Origin of the sequence: Enhydrobacter sp., assembly GCF_030246845.1 — a bacterium.
In the GTDB taxonomy this organism is placed as follows: Bacteria; Pseudomonadota; Alphaproteobacteria; order Reyranellales; family Reyranellaceae; genus Reyranella.
This window is the reverse complement of record NZ_CP126889.1, coordinates 578,247-594,906: the sequence shown is the minus strand read 5'-3', so window position 1 is coordinate 594,906 and position 16,660 is coordinate 578,247. Positions and strand designations below refer to the sequence as shown.

General features: G+C 67.4%; 29 protein-coding genes. 28 read left to right on the top strand and 1 reads right to left on the bottom strand.

Annotated elements, in window-relative coordinates:
- Positions 1–32 precede the first annotated feature (32 nt).
- From tuf to rplQ, 28 genes are all read left to right on the top strand, one after another.
- Positions 33–1,223, top strand: coding sequence for an elongation factor Tu (tuf, locus tag OJF58_RS03170; protein ID WP_300781621.1), 1,191 nt, complete (start codon positions 33–35; stop codon positions 1,221–1,223).
- A gap of 27 nt (positions 1,224–1,250) precedes the next feature.
- Positions 1,251–1,565 (top strand): 30S ribosomal protein S10, encoded by a 315-nt coding sequence (gene rpsJ, locus OJF58_RS03165; RefSeq protein ID WP_020695005.1) that lies wholly within the window; start codon positions 1,251–1,253, stop codon positions 1,563–1,565.
- Between the two features lie 37 nt (positions 1,566–1,602).
- Complete coding sequence (rplC, locus tag OJF58_RS03160; RefSeq protein ID WP_300781620.1) at positions 1,603–2,328, top strand: 50S ribosomal protein L3; 726 nt, start codon at positions 1,603–1,605, stop codon at positions 2,326–2,328.
- Between the two features lie 10 nt (positions 2,329–2,338).
- Positions 2,339–2,959: a 50S ribosomal protein L4 gene (gene rplD / locus OJF58_RS03155; RefSeq protein WP_300781619.1), complete on the top strand. Its 621-nt coding sequence runs from the start codon at positions 2,339–2,341 to the stop codon at positions 2,957–2,959.
- Positions 2,956–3,276 (top strand): 50S ribosomal protein L23, encoded by a 321-nt coding sequence (locus tag OJF58_RS03150; RefSeq protein WP_300781618.1) that lies wholly within the window; start codon positions 2,956–2,958, stop codon positions 3,274–3,276. The genes rplD and OJF58_RS03150 overlap by 4 nt, the downstream gene beginning before the upstream one ends.
- A 16-nt stretch (positions 3,277–3,292) precedes the next feature.
- The gene (rplB, locus tag OJF58_RS03145) at positions 3,293–4,123 is read left to right on the top strand and encodes a 50S ribosomal protein L2 (protein WP_300781617.1); all 831 of its coding nucleotides are present in this window, start codon (positions 3,293–3,295) and stop codon (positions 4,121–4,123) included.
- 23 nt (positions 4,124–4,146) lie between these two features.
- The gene (gene rpsS, locus OJF58_RS03140; RefSeq protein ID WP_300781616.1) at positions 4,147–4,425 is read left to right on the top strand and encodes a 30S ribosomal protein S19; all 279 of its coding nucleotides are present in this window, start codon (positions 4,147–4,149) and stop codon (positions 4,423–4,425) included.
- 6 nt (positions 4,426–4,431) lie between these two features.
- Entirely contained in the window at positions 4,432–4,818 is a 387-nt protein-coding gene (gene rplV / locus OJF58_RS03135; protein ID WP_300781615.1) for a 50S ribosomal protein L22, read from the top strand.
- On the top strand, positions 4,818–5,537 hold the full coding sequence (gene rpsC, locus OJF58_RS03130; protein WP_300781614.1) for a 30S ribosomal protein S3: 720 nt from the start codon (positions 4,818–4,820) through the stop codon (positions 5,535–5,537). Before rplV ends, rpsC begins: the two co-directional genes overlap by 1 nt.
- A 6-nt stretch (positions 5,538–5,543) precedes the next feature.
- Positions 5,544–5,963 carry a 50S ribosomal protein L16 gene (gene rplP / locus OJF58_RS03125; RefSeq protein WP_300781613.1) on the top strand — a complete coding sequence of 140 codons (420 nt, stop codon included), beginning with the start codon at positions 5,544–5,546 and terminating at the stop codon, positions 5,961–5,963.
- An 11-nt stretch (positions 5,964–5,974) separates the two neighbouring features.
- Complete coding sequence (gene rpmC / locus OJF58_RS03120) at positions 5,975–6,166, top strand: 50S ribosomal protein L29 (RefSeq protein ID WP_300781612.1); 192 nt, start codon at positions 5,975–5,977, stop codon at positions 6,164–6,166.
- A 10-nt stretch (positions 6,167–6,176) separates the two neighbouring features.
- On the top strand, positions 6,177–6,425 hold the full coding sequence (rpsQ, locus tag OJF58_RS03115; protein ID WP_300781611.1) for a 30S ribosomal protein S17: 249 nt from the start codon (positions 6,177–6,179) through the stop codon (positions 6,423–6,425).
- Positions 6,426–6,442: 17 nt separating this feature from the next.
- Complete coding sequence (gene rplN / locus OJF58_RS03110; RefSeq protein WP_300781610.1) at positions 6,443–6,811, top strand: 50S ribosomal protein L14; 369 nt, start codon at positions 6,443–6,445, stop codon at positions 6,809–6,811.
- A 3-nt stretch (positions 6,812–6,814) separates the two neighbouring features.
- A complete protein-coding gene (gene rplX, locus OJF58_RS03105; RefSeq protein WP_300781609.1) occupies positions 6,815–7,138 on the top strand; it encodes a 50S ribosomal protein L24 in 324 nt (107 codons plus the stop codon).
- An 11-nt stretch (positions 7,139–7,149) separates the two neighbouring features.
- On the top strand, positions 7,150–7,692 hold the full coding sequence (gene rplE / locus OJF58_RS03100; protein ID WP_300781608.1) for a 50S ribosomal protein L5: 543 nt from the start codon (positions 7,150–7,152) through the stop codon (positions 7,690–7,692).
- 15 nt (positions 7,693–7,707) lie between these two features.
- Complete coding sequence (rpsN, locus tag OJF58_RS03095) at positions 7,708–8,013, top strand: 30S ribosomal protein S14 (RefSeq protein ID WP_300781607.1); 306 nt, start codon at positions 7,708–7,710, stop codon at positions 8,011–8,013.
- Positions 8,014–8,029: 16 nt separating this feature from the next.
- Positions 8,030–8,428: a 30S ribosomal protein S8 gene (gene rpsH / locus OJF58_RS03090; RefSeq protein ID WP_300781606.1), complete on the top strand. Its 399-nt coding sequence runs from the start codon at positions 8,030–8,032 to the stop codon at positions 8,426–8,428.
- A gap of 2 nt (positions 8,429–8,430) precedes the next feature.
- Positions 8,431–8,964 (top strand): 50S ribosomal protein L6, encoded by a 534-nt coding sequence (gene rplF / locus OJF58_RS03085; RefSeq protein WP_300781605.1) that lies wholly within the window; start codon positions 8,431–8,433, stop codon positions 8,962–8,964.
- Positions 8,965–8,975: 11 nt separating this feature from the next.
- Positions 8,976–9,338, top strand: coding sequence for a 50S ribosomal protein L18 (gene rplR / locus OJF58_RS03080; protein ID WP_300781604.1), 363 nt, complete (start codon positions 8,976–8,978; stop codon positions 9,336–9,338).
- Positions 9,339–9,353: 15 nt separating this feature from the next.
- Positions 9,354–9,935, top strand: a complete 582-nt coding sequence (gene rpsE, locus OJF58_RS03075; RefSeq protein WP_300781603.1) for a 30S ribosomal protein S5 — start codon at positions 9,354–9,356, stop codon at positions 9,933–9,935.
- An 11-nt stretch (positions 9,936–9,946) separates the two neighbouring features.
- Positions 9,947–10,141 (top strand): 50S ribosomal protein L30, encoded by a 195-nt coding sequence (gene rpmD / locus OJF58_RS03070; RefSeq protein ID WP_300781602.1) that lies wholly within the window; start codon positions 9,947–9,949, stop codon positions 10,139–10,141.
- A 28-nt stretch (positions 10,142–10,169) separates the two neighbouring features.
- The gene (rplO, locus tag OJF58_RS03065) at positions 10,170–10,649 is read left to right on the top strand and encodes a 50S ribosomal protein L15 (RefSeq protein WP_300781601.1); all 480 of its coding nucleotides are present in this window, start codon (positions 10,170–10,172) and stop codon (positions 10,647–10,649) included.
- 71 nt (positions 10,650–10,720) lie between these two features.
- The gene (gene secY, locus OJF58_RS03060) at positions 10,721–12,067 is read left to right on the top strand and encodes a preprotein translocase subunit SecY (protein WP_300781600.1); all 1,347 of its coding nucleotides are present in this window, start codon (positions 10,721–10,723) and stop codon (positions 12,065–12,067) included.
- A gap of 10 nt (positions 12,068–12,077) precedes the next feature.
- The gene (locus tag OJF58_RS03055; protein WP_300781599.1) at positions 12,078–12,728 is read left to right on the top strand and encodes an adenylate kinase; all 651 of its coding nucleotides are present in this window, start codon (positions 12,078–12,080) and stop codon (positions 12,726–12,728) included.
- 121 nt (positions 12,729–12,849) lie between these two features.
- Positions 12,850–13,227 (top strand): 30S ribosomal protein S13, encoded by a 378-nt coding sequence (rpsM, locus tag OJF58_RS03050; RefSeq protein ID WP_300781598.1) that lies wholly within the window; start codon positions 12,850–12,852, stop codon positions 13,225–13,227.
- Positions 13,228–13,245: 18 nt separating this feature from the next.
- On the top strand, positions 13,246–13,662 hold the full coding sequence (gene rpsK, locus OJF58_RS03045) for a 30S ribosomal protein S11 (protein ID WP_300781597.1): 417 nt from the start codon (positions 13,246–13,248) through the stop codon (positions 13,660–13,662).
- A 113-nt stretch (positions 13,663–13,775) separates the two neighbouring features.
- Positions 13,776–14,792 (top strand): DNA-directed RNA polymerase subunit alpha, encoded by a 1,017-nt coding sequence (locus OJF58_RS03040; RefSeq protein WP_300781596.1) that lies wholly within the window; start codon positions 13,776–13,778, stop codon positions 14,790–14,792.
- 21 nt (positions 14,793–14,813) lie between these two features.
- The gene (gene rplQ, locus OJF58_RS03035) at positions 14,814–15,239 is read left to right on the top strand and encodes a 50S ribosomal protein L17 (RefSeq protein ID WP_300781595.1); all 426 of its coding nucleotides are present in this window, start codon (positions 14,814–14,816) and stop codon (positions 15,237–15,239) included.
- 203 nt (positions 15,240–15,442) lie between these two features.
- On the opposite strand, the gene OJF58_RS03030 is transcribed toward rplQ, so the two are convergent.
- Complete coding sequence (locus OJF58_RS03030; protein WP_300785148.1) at positions 15,443–16,624, bottom strand: cytochrome P450; 1,182 nt, start codon at positions 16,622–16,624, stop codon at positions 15,443–15,445.
- Between the last annotated feature and the right edge of the window lie 36 nt (positions 16,625–16,660).

Below are 16,660 nucleotides of genomic sequence, written 5' to 3'. Positions count from 1 at the left end.
ACCGTTTAGATCGACAGGCAAGGAACACCACCATGACGAAGGCGAAGTTTGAGCGGACGAAGCCGCACTGCAACATTGGGACGATCGGTCATGTGGATCATGGGAAGACGTCGCTGACGGCGGCGATCACGAAGATCCTGGCGAAGACTGGGGGAGCGACGTTCACGGCGTACGACCAGATCGACAAGGCGCCGGAGGAGCGGGAGCGTGGGATCACGATCTCGACGGCGCATGTTGAGTACGAGACGCAGAACCGGCACTACGCGCACGTGGATTGCCCTGGGCATGCGGACTACGTGAAGAACATGATCACGGGTGCGGCGCAGATGGACGGGGCGATCCTGGTGGTGAGCGCGGCGGACGGCCCGATGCCGCAGACGCGCGAGCACATCCTTCTGGCGCGTCAGGTGGGTGTGCCGGCGCTGGTGGTTTTCATGAACAAGGTCGACATGGTGGACGACCCGGAGTTGCTGGACCTGGTGGAGCTGGAGGTTCGGGAGCTTCTGAAGAGCTACCAGTTTCCGGGGGACGACATCCCGGTGATCCGGGGCTCGGCGCTGATGGCGCTGGAGGACAAGAACCCGGAGCAGGGCGAGCAGGCGGTGCTGAAGCTGATGGCGGAGGTGGACCGCTACATTCCGCAGCCGACGCGGGACAAGGACAAGCCGTTTTTGATGCCGATCGAGGACGTGTTCTCGATCTCGGGCCGGGGCACGGTGGTGACGGGCCGGGTCGAGCGGGGCGTGATCAAGGTGGGCGAGGAGATCGAGATCGTCGGTCTGAAGGCGACGGCCAAGACGGTGGTGACGGGGGTGGAGATGTTCCGCAAGCTCCTGGACCAGGGCGAGGCGGGGGACAATATCGGAGCGCTGCTGCGCGGCATCGGGCGGGAGGACGTGGAGCGGGGCCAGGTTCTGGCCAAGCCGGGGTCGATCACGCCGCACACCAACTTCGAGGCGGAGGCGTACATCCTGACCAAGGAGGAGGGGGGCCGTCACACGCCGTTCTTCACCAACTACCGGCCGCAGTTCTACTTCCGCACGACCGACGTGACGGGGGTGGTGACGCTGCCGGCGGGGACGGAGATGGTGATGCCGGGCGACAATGCGCGCATGACGGTCGAGCTGATCCAGCCGATCGCCATGGACGAGGGCCTGCGCTTCGCCATCCGCGAGGGCGGCCGAACCGTCGGCGCCGGCGTCGTCACCAAAATCGTCAAGTAACCGAACCGGCGCGCAGGCGAGCAGATCATGGACAGCACCAACATCCGCATCCGGCTCAAAGCCTTCGATCATCGCGTGCTCGACACGTCGACGAGCGAGATCGTCAGCACCGCGAAGCGGACGGGCGCGCAGGTGCGGGGGCCGATCCCTCTGCCGACCCGCATCGAGCGGTTCACGGTCAATCGCTCGCCGCACATCGACAAGAAGTCGCGCGAGCAGTTCGAGGTGCGCACGCACAAGCGCGTGCTCGACATCGTCGATCCGACGCCGCAGACGGTGGACGCGCTGATGAAGCTCGACCTCGCCTCCGGCGTCGACGTCGAGATCAAGCTGGGCGCCTGACGGTCGCGCGGCGGGGACAGGGAAGAGGAACAGGACCATGCGTTGCGGTCTCGTCGCCCAGAAGGTCGGCATGACCCGCGTCTTCAACGACGCCGGGGAACATGTGCCGGTGACCGTTCTGAAGGTGGATCAGCTGCAGGTTGTCGCCGTCCGCTCGGAAGAGAAGGACAAGTACACGGCGGTGCAGCTCGGCTACGGCAAGGCCAAGGTGAAGAACGTGACGCAGCCGATGCGCGGTCACTTCGCCAAGGCCAAGGTCGAGCCCAAGAAGAAGCTCGTCGAGTTCCGCGTCGCCAAGGACGCGGTGCTGGAGGTCGGCGCCGAGCTGGTGCCGAGCCACTTCGTGCCCGGCCAGTTCGTCGATGTCGTCGGCACCACGATCGGCCGCGGCTTCACCGGCTCGATGGTGCGCTGGAACTTCGGCGGCCTCGAGGCCAGCCACGGCGTCTCGATCTCGCATCGCAGCCACGGCTCGACCGGCAACCGCCAGGATCCCGGCCGCACCTTCCCCGGCAAGAAGATGGCGGGCCACTACGGCCACGAGCGCGTCACCACGCAGAACCTCAAGGTCGTCGCCGCCGACGACGAGAAGGGCCTGCTGCTGGTCTCCGGCGCCGTTCCGGGCCCTGCCGGCGGCTACATCATCGTGAAGGACGCCGCCAAGCGCGCGCGTCCCAAGGAAGCCCCTTACCCGGCCGGCCTGCGCAAGGCCGCCGCCCAGGCGCCCGAGGCGCCGGCGGCCGACGCGGCGCCGCAGGCCTGAGGATCAGATCATGAAGATCGCGGTCAAGACCATCGATGGCGGCAGTGCCGGCGAGATCGACCTCGCCGACGCGGTGTTCGCCGCACCCGTGCGCAAGGACATCCTGCAGCGCTGCGTGGTGTGGCAGCTCTCGCGCCGCCAGCAGGGCACGCACAAGACCAAGGGTCGCTCCGAGGTCACGGCGACGGCCAAGAAGATGTACTCGCAGAAGGGCACCGGTCGCGCCCGCCACGGCAACGAGGCGGCGCCGCAGTTCCGCGGCGGCGGCAAGGCGTTCGGGCCGGTGGTGCGCAGCCACGCGACCGACCTGCCGAAGAAGGTGCGCAAGCTCGCGCTGCGCACCGCGCTCTCGGCCAAGGCGGCCGACGGCAAGCTGATCGTGCTCGAGAATGCCGTGCTGCCGGAGCCGAAGACGGCCAGGCTCAAGGGCCATCTCGGCAAGCTTGGCCTGTCGAGCGTGCTGGTCATCGCCGGTGCCGAGGTCGATACCAACTTCGCCCGCGCCGCCGCCAACATCGCCCATGTCGACGTGCTGCCGCAGCAAGGTGCGAACGTCTACGACATCCTGCGGCGCGACACGCTCGTGCTGACCAAGGATGCGGTCAAGCATCTCGAGGAGCGCCTGCAATGAGCGCGAGGACCAAGCCCGCAACGGTGTCGCGCGCGCGCATGTACGAAGTGATCCGCGCGCCGCTCATCACCGAGAAGACGACCAACGGCTCCGAGCACAGCCAGGTGACGTTCCGCGTCTCGATGGACGCCACCAAGCCCGAGATCAAGCAGGCCGTCGAAGGCCTGTTCAAGGTCAAGGTCAAGGCGGTGAACACCGTCACGGTCAAGGGCAAGGCCAAGGTTTTCCGCGGCCGTCCGGGCATGCGGAGTGACTGGAAGAAAGCGATCGTCTCGCTGGCCGAAGGTCAAAAGATCGACGTGACCACGGGCCTGTAGGACGGGGAAACGAGAAATGGCTCTCAAGAGTTTCAAGCCGATCACGCCGTCGATGCGGCAGCTCGTGATCGTCGACCGTGCCGGCCTGTGGAAGGGCAAGCCGGTCAAGGCGCTGACGAGCGGCAAGGCCGAGACGGGCGGGCGCAACAACCACGGCCGCATCACCGCCAATCATCGCGGCGGCGGCCACAAGCGGCGCCTGCGCCTCGTCGACTTCAAGCGTCGCAAGTTCGATGTGGCGGCGACGGTGGAGCGGCTGGAGTACGACCCCAACCGGTCGGCCTTCATCGCCCTGATCAAGTACGCCGACGGCGAGCTCGCCTACATCCTGGCGCCGCAGCGCCTCAAGGCAGGCGACCAGGTGGTGTCGGGCGAGCGCGTCGACATCAAGCCGGGCAACGCCATGCCGCTGTCGAACATGCCGGTCGGCACGATCGTGCACAATGTCGAGCTGAAGCGCGGCCGCGGCGGGCAGCTCGCCCGCTCCGCCGGCACCTACGCCCAGCTCGTCGGCAAGGACGCCGGCTACGCGCAGATCAAGCTGAACTCGGGCGAGCTGCGCCTCGTTCCGGGCGAATGCCTGGCGACGGTGGGCGCGGTGTCCAACCCGGACAACCAGAACACGGTCGTCGGCAAGGCGGGCCGCACGCGATGGCTCGGCCGGCGCCCGGTGGTGCGCGGCGTGGCGATGAACCCGGTCGACCATCCGCATGGCGGCGGCGAAGGCAAGACCTCGGGCGGCCGCCATCCAGTGACGCCATGGGGCAAGCCGACCAAGGGCAAGAAGACACGCAAGAACAAGGCGACGGACAAGTTCATCATCCGCCGCCGTCACGCAAGCCGCTGACGGCAGGGCGAGGAGGCAATCAAGTGGCACGTTCCGTTTGGAAAGGTCCCTTTGTCGAGGGCAGCCTGATCAAGAAGGCCGAGAAGGCACGCCAGAGCGTGCGCAGCGACGTGATCAGGACCTGGTCGCGCCGCTCGACGATCCTGCCGCAGTTCGTCGGGCTCACCTTTGGCGTCTACAACGGCAAGAAGTTCATCCCGGTGAACGTCACCGAGGAGATGGTCGGACACAAGCTGGGCGAGTTCTCACCGACCCGCACCTACACCGGCCACTCGGGCGACAAGAAGGTCGCCAAGGAGTAACGCGCGATGAGCAAGCCATCCGCTCCCCGCCGCGAGGCGGACAACGAGGCCAAGGCCGTGCTGCGCACCATCCGCGTCAGCCCGCGCAAGCTCGACCTCGTGGCCGCCACGATCCGCGGCAAGAAGGCCTCGTCGGCCATCAACGAGCTCACCTTCTCCAAGAAGCGCATCGCGCAGGACGTGAGGAAGGCGCTGAACTCGGCCATCGCCAACGCCGAGAACAACCACAATCTCGATGTCGACCGTCTGATCGTGGCCGAGGCGTCGGTCGGCAAGGGCCTGGTCATGAAGCGATTCCAGACCCGCGGCCGCGGTCGGGCGGCGGGCATCGTCAAGCCGTTCAGCCATCTCACGATCGTGGTGCGCGAGCGGCCCGAGACGGAGGACAGGTAATGGGTCAGAAGGTCAATCCGATCGGCCTGCGTCTTGGCATCAACCGGACTTGGGATTCGCGCTGGTATGCCGAGGGCGGCGAATACTCGTCGATGCTCCACGAGGACATCCACATCCGCAAGATGCTGCGCGAGCGGCTGGCCCAGGCGGGCGTGGCCAAGATCGTCATCGAGCGGCCGGCCAAGCGCGCCCGCGTGACCATCCATACGGCGCGGCCGGGCGTGGTGATCGGCAAGAAGGGTGCCGACATCGAGAAGCTGCGCGGCGATCTCGCCAGGATGACCAAGGGTGAGGTGGCGCTGAACATCGTCGAGATCCGCAAGCCGGAGATCGACGCCACGCTGATTGCCGAGAACATCGCCCAGCAGCTCGAGCGCCGCGTCGCCTTCCGCCGCGCCATGAAGCGCGCCGTGCAGTCGGCCATGCGGCTCGGCGCCCAGGGCATCCGCATCAACTGCTCGGGTCGCCTGGGCGGTGCCGAGATCGCCCGCATGGAATGGTACCGCGAGGGCCGGGTGCCGCTGCACACGCTGCGCGCCGACATCGACTACGGGACCGCCACGGCCTTCACCACCTTCGGCACCTGCGGCGTCAAGGTGTGGGTGTTCAAGGGCGAGATCATGGCGCACGACCCGATGGCGCACGACAAGCGCGCCGAGGAAGCCGCGCCGCAACGCACGCCGGCGCGCGTCGAGCGCACCGAGCAGAGGGACGCGTAAGGCATCATGCTGCAACCCAAGCGCACCAAGTACCGCAAGGCCTTCAAGGGCCGCATCAGCGGCGCCGCCAAGGGCGGGTTCAACCTCGACTTCGGCTCGTTCGGCCTGAAGGCGATGGAGCCCGACCGCATCACCGCACGCCAGATCGAGGCCGCCCGCCGCGCCATCACCCGCCACATGAAGCGCGCCGGCCGCGTCTGGATCCGCGTGTTCCCGGACGTGCCGGTGTCGAAGAAGCCGGCCGAGGTCCGCATGGGCTCCGGCAAGGGCGCGCCCGAGTTCTGGGCCGCCCGCGTGAAGCCCGGCCGCATCCTGTTCGAGCTCGACGGCGTGCCGGTCAAGATCGCCCGCGAGGCGCTCGAGCTCGCCGCCGCCAAGCTGCCGATCAAGACGCGGTTCGTGAGCCGCGTCGGCGCCGAGGGTTGAGGGAGAAAGCCATGAAGGCCAGCGATCTGCGTCCCAGGACCACGGACCAGCTCAAGGAGGAGCTGGGCAACCTGCGCAAGGAGGCGTTCAACCTGCGCTTCCAGAAAGCCAGCGGCCAGCTCGGCAAGACCGGCCGCGTGCGCCAGGTCCGCCGCGACATCGCCCGCATCAAGACGGTGCTGGGCGAGAAGGCCGCGGGTTAAGGAGTCGTCAATGCCGAAGCGAATTCTCGAAGGCGTCATCGTCAGCGACAAGATGGACAAGACCATCGTCGTCAGGGTCGAGCGGCGCGTTCAGCACCCGATCTACAAGAAGTTCATCCGCCGATCGAAGAAGTATCACGCGCACGACGAGACCAACGCCTTCAAGGGCAAGATCGGCGAGAGCGTGCGCATCCGCGAGTGCCGGCCGCTGTCGAAGACCAAGAGCTGGGAAGTTCTGGTCGAAGGCGCGAAGGCTTAGGCGCGGGGCAGGCAGACATGATCCAGATGCGTACCAACCTCGAGGTCGCCGACAATTCGGGCGCCCGTCGAGTCCAGTGCATCAAGGTGCTGGGCGGCTCGCGCCGCAAGTATGCCAGCGTGGGCGACGTCATCGTCGTATCGGTGAAGGACGCCATCCCGCGCGGCCGCGTGAAGAAGGGCGAGGTGCACCGCGCCGTCGTGGTGCGCACCTCGTTCGCGCTGCGCCGTCCCGACGGCAGCGCCATCCGCTTCGACCGCAACGCCGCGGTCCTGATCAGCAAGCAGGACGAGCCGATCGGCACCCGCATCTTCGGACCCGTGACGCGCGAACTGCGTGCCAAGAAGTTCATGAAGATCATCTCGCTTGCACCGGAGGTCCTCTAGGCCATGACCGTCAAGCTCAAGATCCGCAAGGGCGACAGGGTGAAGGTCGTCGCCGGCCGCAGCAAGGGCAAGGTGGGCGACGTGTTGCGCGTGCTGCCGGCCGAGCAGCGCGTGGTGGTGTCGGGCGTGAACGTCATCAAGCGCCACACCAAGCCGGACCGCACCGGCGCCGGCGGCATCATCGAACGCGAGGCCGCGATCCACGTCTCGAACGTGGCCCTGCTGGATCCCAAGTCCGACAAGCCGACCAAGGTCGGCTTCAAGTTCCTCGAAGACGGCCGGAAAGTGCGCTTCGCGCGCGCCTCCGGCGAAACAATCGACCGCTAGGAGAACGGGCCATGCCCGCGCGACTGCAAGAACACTACGCCAGGACCGTCCGGGAGGCGCTCACGAAGGAGTTCTCCTACAAGAACCCCTTCGAGGTGCCGAAGCTCGAGAAGGTCGTCATCAACATGGGCGTCGGCGAGGCGGTCAACGACCGCAAGGCCGTCGACGGCGCCGCGGCCGACCTCGCGGCGATCACCGGGCAGAAGCCGGTCATCACCAAATCGCGCAAGTCGATCGCGACCTTCAAGCTGCGCGAGGGCATGGCGATCGGCGCCAAGGTCACGCTGCGGCGCGACCGCATGTACGAGTTCATCGACCGTCTGATCAACATCGCGCTGCCCCGCGTGCGCGACTTCCGCGGCCTGAACGGCAAGTCGTTCGACGGCAACGGCAACTACGCGATGGGGCTCAAGGAGCAGATCGTGTTCCCGGAAATCGACTACGACAAGGTCGACCAGGTGCGCGGCATGGACATCATCATCTGCACGACGGCGAAGACCGACGCGGAAGCGAGAGCGCTTCTTCGCGGGTTCGACTTTCCGTTCGTGAACTGAGGCCGGAGACCCTAGATGGCCAAGACGAGTGCAGTGGAGAAGAACAAGCGGCGGGCGAAGCTGGCGAAGAAGTATGCCGCCAGGCGCGCCACGCTGAAGGCGATGGCGGTGGACGACAAGCTGACGCCGGAGGAGCGCTTCGGCGCGCGGCTCAAGCTCGCCGAGCTGCCGCGCAACTCCTCGCCGACGCGCATCCGCAATCGGTGCGAGCTCACGGGCCGGCCACGCTCGGTCTATCGCAAATTCAAGCTGTCGCGGCTGGCGCTGCGGGAGCTCGCCTCGCTGGGCGCGTTGCCCGGCGTCGTGAAGTCGAGCTGGTAACGGGGGACCGTAGACCATGGCGATGACAGATCCTGTCGGTGATTTGCTGACCCGCATCCGCAACGGCCAGTCCGCGCGCCTCGACAGCGTGACCGTGCCGGCCTCGCGCATGCGGTCGAACGTGCTCGACGTGCTGCAGCGCGAGGGTTATATCCGCGGCTGGTTCGAGGAGGAGCTGCGCCCGGGCGTGAAGGAGCTCCGCATCGAGCTCAAGTACGACAACGGCCGTCCGGTCATCCGCGACATCCGGCGCGTCTCGACACCGGGCCGCCGGGTCTATTCGAAGATCCGCGAGCTGCCGCGCCACTTCAACGGCCTCGGCATCTCGATCCTGTCCACGCCGCGCGGCGTCATGTCCGACGCCGAGGCGCGCGCCGCCAATGTCGGCGGCGAGGTCCTGTGCAAGGTGTTCTGATCATGTCGCGCATCGGCAAGCATCCCGTCCCGATCCCGAGCGGCGTCACCGTCGACCTCCAGGGCCAGGCCCTCAAGGTCAAGGGCAAGCGCGGCGAGCTCTCGCTCGTCGTGCACGACGACGTCGAGGTCGCCAAGACCAGCGAAGGCCTCACCTTCAAGCCGCGCAGCGACAGCCGCCGCGCGCGCATGCAGTGGGGCACGGCCCGCAATCTCGCCAGCAACATGGTGCGTGGCGTGTCGGACGGCTTCACCATCAACCTCGAGATCAACGGCGTCGGCTACCGCGCCCAGGCCGATGCCAAGAACCTGAAGCTGCAGCTCGGCTTCAGTCACGACGTCGAGGTTCCGATCCCGCCCGGCATCCAGATCAAGGCCGTGAAGCCGACCGAGATCGAGATCAGCGGCGCCGACCGCCAGCGGGTCGGGCAGATCGCGTCGGAGATCCGCAGCCTGCGTCCGCCCGAGCCGTACAAGGGCAAGGGCATCAAGTATTCGACCGAGACGATCCGGCGCAAGGAAGGCAAGAAGAAGTAAGGCGATCCACCATGGCCGACAACAAAGCTCTCTTCGCCCGTCGCCAGCGACGCACGCGCCACGCGCTGCGCCAGGCCGGCGGCGGCCGCCCGCGCCTCAGCGTGTTCCGCTCGGGCCGGCACATCTATGCCCAGGTCATCGACGACCGGAAGGGCGCCACGCTGGCGGCCGCCTCGTCGCTCGAGCAGAGCCTCAAGGGCAAGCTCAAGACCGGCGCCGACAAGTCGGCGGCGGCCGAGGTCGGCAAGCTGATCGCCGAGCGGGCCATCGCCGCCGGCGTCAAGGAAGTCGTGTTCGACCGCGGCGGCTACATGTATCACGGCCGCGTCGCGGCGCTCGCCAATGCCGCCCGCGAGGGCGGTCTGTCGTTCTGATCGGGAGTTAGCACAATGGCTCGTTCACCCGGTGGCTCCGGCCGCTCTTCGCGCGAGCGGGGCCGCGACCGCGACGAGGAAAATGAACTGACCGACAAGCTGGTCACGATCAACCGCGTGGCCAAGGTGGTGAAGGGCGGCCGCCGCTTCGCCTTCGCCGCCATCGTGGTCGTCGGCGACCAGCGCGGTCGCGTCGGCCACGGCGCCGGCAAGGCGCGCGAGGTGCCGGAAGCGATCCGCAAGGCGACCGAGGCCGCCAAGCGCGCCCTGGTCCGCGTGCCGCTGCGCGACGGCCGCACGCTGCACCACGACGTGCGCGGCCGCTTCGGCGCCGGCAAGGTGACGCTGCGTGCGGCACCGGCCGGTACCGGCATCATCGCCGGCGGTCCGATGCGCGCGGTGTTCGAGACGCTCGGCATCAAGGACATCGTCGCCAAGTCGGTCGGCACCTCCAACCCGCACAACATGATCAAGGCGACCTTCGCCGCGCTCGAGCAGCTCAACTCGCCGCGCATGGTGGCGAACCGTCGCGGCAAGAAGGTGGGCGACCTGCTCGGCCGTCGCGACGGCGAGCCGGCCGCCGAGGCCGCCGCCTGAGGAGAGGGATCATGGCCGACGGCAAGAAGATCAGGATCACCCAGACCGGCAGCGCGATCGGCCGCACCGACGACCAGCGGGCGACGCTGATCGGGCTGGGGCTGAACAAGCGCCATCGCCAGAGCGTGCTCGACGACACGCCGGCGGTGCGCGGCATGATCAACAAGGTGCGCCATCTGGTGCATGTCGACGAGGAGGCGCGCTGAGCGGAGGCCGGGCGCGGAGGGCAGAGAGATGAAGCTGAACGAAATCGCCGACAACGAGGGCGCCCGCCGGGCCCGCCTTCGGGTGGGCCGTGGCATCGGCTCGGGCAAGGGCAAGACGGCGGGACGCGGCGTGAAGGGCCAGAAGTCGCGCACCGGCGTGGCCATCAAGGGCTTCGAGGGCGGCCAGATGCCGCTGCATCGGCGCCTGCCCAAGCGGGGCTTCCGGCCGCCGCACCAGAAGGTGTGGCGGATCGTCAATCTCGGGGCGCTGCAGAAGGCGATCGACGCCAACCGGCTCGATGCCGCCAAGCCGATCGACAGCGCCGCCCTGCAGGCCGCCGGCCTGTTCAAGAACGCCGCGGACGGGGTGCGCCTGCTTGGCAAGGGCGGGATCACGTCCAAGATAGAGATCAAGGTCGCCGGCGCCTCGGCCTCGGCGATCGCCGCCGTCGAGCGGGCGGGCGGCAAGGTCGAATTGCCGCCCAAGCCCGCCGCCGAGGCGGCCTGAGGTCCGATTTCGTCAAGGGGCGGGCTCCGGCTTCGCCTCTTCGTGTCGTCGACGTCCACGCGTGAGGGTCCATGGCATCCGCCGCCGAGCAACTCGCATCCAATCTGAACTGGGGCGCGATCGGTAAGGCGACCGAGCTGAAGAAGCGCCTGTGGTTCACCGTGGGCGCTCTCATCGTCTTCCGCATCGGCGCCTACATTCCCGTGCCGGGCGTCGATCCCGCCGCCCTGGCCGAAATCTTCCACCGCCAGGCCGGCGGCATCGCCGGCATGCTGGACGTGTTCTCCGGCGGCTCGATCGGCCGCATGTCGATCCTGGCGCTGTCGATCATGCCGTACATCTCGGCCTCGATCATCATGCAGATCCTGACGACCGTCGTGCCGTCGCTCGAGGCGCTGAAGAAGGAGGGCGAGGCCGGCCGCAAGAAGATCAACCAGTACACGCGGTACGGGACGGTGTTCCTGGCCGCCTTCCAGGCCTACGGGATCGCGGTCGGCCTAGAGGGGCAGGTGGCCAGCGCCGGGCCGGTCGTGCACGATCCGGGCCTCTTCTTCCGGTTCGTGACCATCGTGACCCTGGTCGGCGGCACACTGCTCCTGATGTGGCTCGGCGAGCAGATCACGGCGCGCGGCGTGGGCAACGGCGTGTCCCTGATCATCTTCGCGGGCATCGTGGCGGCCTTGCCCAATGCGCTGGCGCAGACCCTCGAGCTCGGCCGTACCGGCGCGCTGTCGGCGCTGTTCATCATCGGCCTCATGGTCGGCGTGGTCGTGGTCGTGGCCGTCGTGGTGTTCATGGAGACGGCGCAGCGGCGGATCGTGGTGCAGTATCCTAAGCGCCAGGTCGGCAACCGCATGTACGGCGGCGAGGCGTCGCACCTGCCGCTCAAGATCAACACGTCGGGCGTGATCCCGCCGATCTTCGCCTCCTCCCTGCTGCTCTTCCCAGCGACGATCGCGTCGTTCCAGGGCAATACCGGCGAGCCTGGCATCACCCAGTGGATCGCGACCTACCTCGGCCACGGCACGCCGCTCTACCTGGCGGCCTATGTCGGGCTGATCGTCTTCTTCTGCTTCTTCTATACGACGGTCGTCTTCAACCCGGCCGACACGGCGGAGAACCTCAAGAAGAACGGCGGTTTCGTGCCGGGCATCCGGCCGGGCAAGAACACCGCCGAATATCTCGAGTACATCCTCAATCGGCTGACGCTGATCGGCGCCCTCTATCTCTCGGCGGTCTGCATCCTGCCGGAGCTGCTGATCGCGCGCGGCGGCGTTCCGTTCTATTTCGGCGGCACCAGCCTCCTGATCGTGGTCTCGGTGACGCTCGACACCGTGACCCAGATCCAGGCGCACCTGCTCGCCCATCAATACGAGGGCCTCATCAAGAAAGCGCGGCTGCGCGGCCGCGGTCGATGAGGGGAAGACGATGAACATCATTCTTCTCGGGCCGCCGGGAGCCGGCAAGGGCACGCAGGCACAGCGTCTTCAGGGCGATCTCGGCATGGTGCAGCTTTCGACCGGCGACATGCTGCGGGCGGCGGTGGCCTCGGGCAGCGAGCTCGGCCGCAAGGCCAAGGGCATCATGGACAAGGGCCAGCTCGTGCCCGACGACCTGATGGTCGGCCTGATCGAGGACCGGATCGGCCAGCCCGATTGCGCCAAGGGCTTCATCCTGGATGGTTTCCCGCGCACCGAGGCGCAGGCCGAGGCGCTCGACCGGATGCTGGCCAAGGCGGGCAAGAAGCTCGACCGAGTGATCGAGATGGAGGTCGACGAGAAGGCGCTGACCGAGCGCGTCGTCGGCCGCTTCACCTGCGCCAAATGCGGCGCGGGCTACCACGACAAGTTCAAGCGGCCGAAGGTCGAGGGCGTCTGCGATGTCTGTGGATCGCGCGAGTTCACCCGCCGCAAGGACGACAATGCCGAGACCATGAAGACCCGGATGGCCGCCTATCGCGCCCAGACCGAGCCGCTCCTGCCCTACTACGGCGCCCGCCAGGTGCTGCGGAAGGTCGACGGGATGGCCGGCATGGACGAGGTTTACCGTCAGATCCGCGCCGTCCTGGCGGGGACTTGACAAGTTCGAGATCCGTTGACTCGGGGGTGCGGGTACATATAATCGCGCGCTTTTCCGGAGCCAGCGGAACGTCGTACGGGCGCGCATGAGCGCGCCGTAAGTCTTTGAAGGAGTTGGAACTTTGGCTCGTATAGCCGGCGTCAACATTCCGACCGCCAAGCGGGTGGTGATCGGGCTGCAGTACATCCACGGGATTGGCCAGGCGAAAGCCAGGGAAATTCTGGGGAAAGTGGGAATCGACCAGTCGCGGCGCGTCAATACGCTCACCGACGACGAGGTGATTCGCATCCGCGAGGCGATCGATCGCGACTATACCGTCGAGGGCGACCTGCGGCGCGAAGTGGCGATGAACATCAAGCGCCTGATGGATCTAGCCTGCTATCGCGGGCTCAGGCATCGCCGCGGCCTGCCGGTGCGCGGCCAGCGCACCCACACCAACGCACGCACCCGCAAGGGCCCGGCCAAGCCGATCGCCGGCAAGAAGAAAGTCACCAAGTAGAGCGAAGGGATCCGCATCATGGCCAAGTCTGCCGCCGCCGCCAGTGGCGCCGCTCCTGCCGCGCGTCCCCGCCGCAAGGAACGCAAGAACATCATCGCCGGCGTCGCACACGTGAACGCCTCGTTCAACAACACGATCGTCACCATCACCGACGCCCAGGGCAACACCATCGCCTGGTCGTCGTCGGGCCAGCAGGGCTTCAAGGGCTCGCGCAAGTCGACGCCGTTCGCCGCGCAGATGGCGGCCGAGAATGCCGGCCGCAAGGCGATGGAGCACGGCATGCGCACGCTCGAGATCGAGGTGCGCGGCCCCGGCTCCGGCCGCGAGTCCGCGCTGCGTGCGCTGCAGGCCGTCGGCCTCGCCGTCACCGCGATCCGCGACGTGACGCCGATCCCGCACAATGGCTGCCGCCCGCCGAAGCGTCGTCGGGTATGAGGCGTCGTCGCGTCTGAGTGCGAGCGGCGGCGCGCTTCCTGCGCCGCGCTGTTCTGAATGTGACGCGGGCCCTGGGGCTCGCGTGATCCAACCGGTCTAGAGAGGTAGCCCCCGTGCTTCAGAAGAACTGGCAAGATCTCATCAAGCCGGAGAAGCTTGTCACCGAAGCGGGCGTCGATCCGAGCCGCGTGGCGACGATCGTCGCCGAGCCGCTCGAGCGCGGCTTCGGCCTGACGCTTGGCAACGCGCTGCGCCGCGTGTTGCTGTCATCGCTCCAGGGTGCGGCCGTGACGTCGATCAAGATCGACAACGTGCTGCACGAATTCTCCTCCATCCCCGGCGTCCGCGAGGACGTGGTGGACATCGTCCTCAACATCAAGGCCATGGCGGTGAAGATGCAGGGCGACCGCCCGCAGCGCCTCTATCTGCGCGCGGTCGGGCCCGGCGAGGTGACCGCCGGCATGATCGAGTTGCCGGGCGACGTCCAGATCATGGATCCCAAGCACCTGATCTGCACGCTGGACGATGGCGCCTCGATCTCGATGGAGCTGACCGTCGCCACCGGCAAGGGCTACATCCCGGCGGCGGCCAACCGCGCCGAGGACGCGCCGATCGGCCTGATCCCGGTCGACTCGGTGTTCAGCCCGGTAAAGCGCGTCTCCTACAAGGTCGAGAACAGCCGCGTCGGCCAGGTGACCGACTACGACAAGCTGTCGATGACGGTGGAGACCAACGGCACCACGCTGCCGGCCGACGCCGTCGCGCTGGCCGCGCGCATCCTGCAGGACCAGCTCCAGCTCTTCATCAACTTCGAGGAGCCGCGCGAGGTCCGCAAGGAGGAGCAGCCGGACGACTTCCCGTTCAACCGCAACCTCCTGCGCAAGGTCGACGAGCTCGAGCTGTCGGTCCGGTCGGCCAACTGCCTGAAGAACGACAACATCATCTATATCGGCGATCTCGTGCAGAAGACCGAGGCGGAGATGCTGCGCACGCCGAACTTCGGCCGCAAGTCGTTGAACGAGATCAAGGAAGTGCTGGCCGGCATGGGCCTCCACCTGGGCATGGAGATCCCGGGCTGGCCGCCGGACAACATCGAGGAAATGGCCAAGCGGCTGGAAGAGCCGTACTAGGCCGGCAAGGGGACCACAGTCATGCGTCACGGAAATCGCGGCCGGAAATTCCACCGCACGGCGGAGCATCGCAAGGCGATGTTCATGAATCTCGCCGGCGCGCTGATCAAGCACGAGCAGATCACGACCACGCTGCACAAGGCGAAGGACCTGCGGCCGATCGTCGAGAAGCTGGTCACGCTCGGCAAGAAGGGCGGCCTGCATGCACGCCGTCAGGCGATCGGCTTCCTGCGCGATCCCTACGTCGCCGACAAGCTCTTCACGACGCTCGGGCCGCGCTACGCCAGTCGCAACGGCGGCTATCTGCGGGTGCTGAAGGCCGGCTACCGCTTCGGCGACGCCGCCCCGATGGCGGTGATCGAGTTCGTCGAGCGCGACACCTCCGCCAAGGGCCAGGATTCGGGTCCGTCGGCCGACGCCGACAACGAGCAGAAGGAAGCGGCGTAGGTCTTCTTCCTCGTCGAATTCAAGACGCCCGGTCGTTTTGCGACCGGGCGTTTTCTTTTGAATGCACCACCACGTCAGGGGCAGATCCTCGGGAATGGACAAGCGCTTTTGGTAAGGCTTGGCGCCTGATCTTGCTTCTCGTTGGTGGCGCGATCCCCCGGGCGTTCATCGGAGCGCGCCACTCCAGTGGCGCAATCTTCTCGCTACCGCGTCGTGCCCCGGACCCGCTGCCACGCGATGGGATAGCGGTTGAAGCCACGGAAGCGGGCGCGGCCGCCGCGCTCGAAGGCGCCGTCGCGTGCCAAGCCCCCGAACCGGCGCACCAGACGGCCGATGGCGATCGTGCCCTCCAGGCGGGCGAGCACGGCACCGAGGCACATATGCACGCCCGCGCCGAAAGCGACGTGACGATTGGGCTCGCGGCCGGCATCGAAGCGGTCGGGGTCGGGAAACTGCGCCGGATCGCGGTTGGCGGCGCCGATGCCGATATGAATGTAGGTACCCGCGGCCAGCCGCTCGCCGCCCAGCTCGAGATCGGCCGACAGACGGCGATTGCCGAGCTGGTTGGAGCTCTCGAAGCGCAGGCCCTCCTCGACGCAGGTCTTCAGCAGGCCCGGATCGGCCTCGAGGCGCCGCAACTCGCCGGGGAAGCGCAACAGGGCGTCGATCGTGTTGCCGATCAGGTTGGTGGTCGTCTCGTGCCCGGCGTTCAGGAGGAAGATGCAGTTCTGCACCAGCTCCTCCAACGTCAGCCGTTCGCCATCGACCTCGCCATGGATCAGCGTGCCGAGGATGTCGATGTCATGCTCGTCGGCCGGCCGCTTGCGCCGCTCGGCCACGAGATCCTCCAGATAGGCGGAGAATTCGGCGACGGCGGCATTGCCGGCGGCCTGCCGCTCCGGTCCGGCGACCGGCTCCAGGGCGCCGAGGATGGCGAGGGAATAGCGGCGGAACGGGGCGCGCTCGCCCTTGGGCACGCCCAGCATGTCGCAAATCACCTCGACCGGCAGGCGGAAGGCGAAGTCCTCGACGAGGTCCATGCGGCCCCGCCCGGCATGCGCGTCCAGCAGGCCATCGACCACGGCCTCGATGCGCGGCTGCAGCGCGGCAAGCGCCCGCGGCGTGAAGGCCGCCGCCAGAAGCTTGCGCACCCGGGTGTGCAACGGTGGGTCGTTGAACACCAGGCTGGTCGTGTGATGGCGGTAGAGCGGGCTCGCGACGCCGAACTTGGGGCCGAACTCCGCCTTCTTGTCGGAGCTCATGCGCGGATCGCGGTAGCAGACCGCGACATCGGCATAGCGGGAAAGGAAGACGCTGCCGTCGGGCAGATGCTTCACCGGCGCATGACGGCGCAGTGCATGGTAACAGGGGAAGGGATCCTCCAGGAAGGCCGGCTCGAGCGCGGCAAGGTCGAAGCGCCG

Coding starts and splice junctions, on each gene's coding strand:
- tuf (WP_300781621.1), top strand. CDS start 33: ATGACGAAGGCGAAGTTTGAGCGGACGAAGCCGCACTGCAACATTGGG.
- rpsJ (WP_020695005.1), top strand. CDS start 1,251: ATGGACAGCACCAACATCCGCATCCGGCTCAAAGCCTTCGATCATCGC.
- rplC (WP_300781620.1), top strand. CDS start 1,603: ATGCGTTGCGGTCTCGTCGCCCAGAAGGTCGGCATGACCCGCGTCTTC.
- rplD (WP_300781619.1), top strand. CDS start 2,339: ATGAAGATCGCGGTCAAGACCATCGATGGCGGCAGTGCCGGCGAGATC.
- OJF58_RS03150 (WP_300781618.1), top strand. CDS start 2,956: ATGAGCGCGAGGACCAAGCCCGCAACGGTGTCGCGCGCGCGCATGTAC.
- rplB (WP_300781617.1), top strand. CDS start 3,293: ATGGCTCTCAAGAGTTTCAAGCCGATCACGCCGTCGATGCGGCAGCTC.
- rplV (WP_300781615.1), top strand. CDS start 4,432: ATGAGCAAGCCATCCGCTCCCCGCCGCGAGGCGGACAACGAGGCCAAG.
- rpsC (WP_300781614.1), top strand. CDS start 4,818: ATGGGTCAGAAGGTCAATCCGATCGGCCTGCGTCTTGGCATCAACCGG.
- rplP (WP_300781613.1), top strand. CDS start 5,544: ATGCTGCAACCCAAGCGCACCAAGTACCGCAAGGCCTTCAAGGGCCGC.
- rpmC (WP_300781612.1), top strand. CDS start 5,975: ATGAAGGCCAGCGATCTGCGTCCCAGGACCACGGACCAGCTCAAGGAG.
- rpsQ (WP_300781611.1), top strand. CDS start 6,177: ATGCCGAAGCGAATTCTCGAAGGCGTCATCGTCAGCGACAAGATGGAC.
- rplN (WP_300781610.1), top strand. CDS start 6,443: ATGATCCAGATGCGTACCAACCTCGAGGTCGCCGACAATTCGGGCGCC.
- rplX (WP_300781609.1), top strand. CDS start 6,815: ATGACCGTCAAGCTCAAGATCCGCAAGGGCGACAGGGTGAAGGTCGTC.
- rplE (WP_300781608.1), top strand. CDS start 7,150: ATGCCCGCGCGACTGCAAGAACACTACGCCAGGACCGTCCGGGAGGCG.
- rpsN (WP_300781607.1), top strand. CDS start 7,708: ATGGCCAAGACGAGTGCAGTGGAGAAGAACAAGCGGCGGGCGAAGCTG.
- rpsH (WP_300781606.1), top strand. CDS start 8,030: ATGGCGATGACAGATCCTGTCGGTGATTTGCTGACCCGCATCCGCAAC.
- rplF (WP_300781605.1), top strand. CDS start 8,431: ATGTCGCGCATCGGCAAGCATCCCGTCCCGATCCCGAGCGGCGTCACC.
- rplR (WP_300781604.1), top strand. CDS start 8,976: ATGGCCGACAACAAAGCTCTCTTCGCCCGTCGCCAGCGACGCACGCGC.
- rpsE (WP_300781603.1), top strand. CDS start 9,354: ATGGCTCGTTCACCCGGTGGCTCCGGCCGCTCTTCGCGCGAGCGGGGC.
- rpmD (WP_300781602.1), top strand. CDS start 9,947: ATGGCCGACGGCAAGAAGATCAGGATCACCCAGACCGGCAGCGCGATC.
- rplO (WP_300781601.1), top strand. CDS start 10,170: ATGAAGCTGAACGAAATCGCCGACAACGAGGGCGCCCGCCGGGCCCGC.
- secY (WP_300781600.1), top strand. CDS start 10,721: ATGGCATCCGCCGCCGAGCAACTCGCATCCAATCTGAACTGGGGCGCG.
- OJF58_RS03055 (WP_300781599.1), top strand. CDS start 12,078: ATGAACATCATTCTTCTCGGGCCGCCGGGAGCCGGCAAGGGCACGCAG.
- rpsK (WP_300781597.1), top strand. CDS start 13,246: ATGGCCAAGTCTGCCGCCGCCGCCAGTGGCGCCGCTCCTGCCGCGCGT.
- rplQ (WP_300781595.1), top strand. CDS start 14,814: ATGCGTCACGGAAATCGCGGCCGGAAATTCCACCGCACGGCGGAGCAT.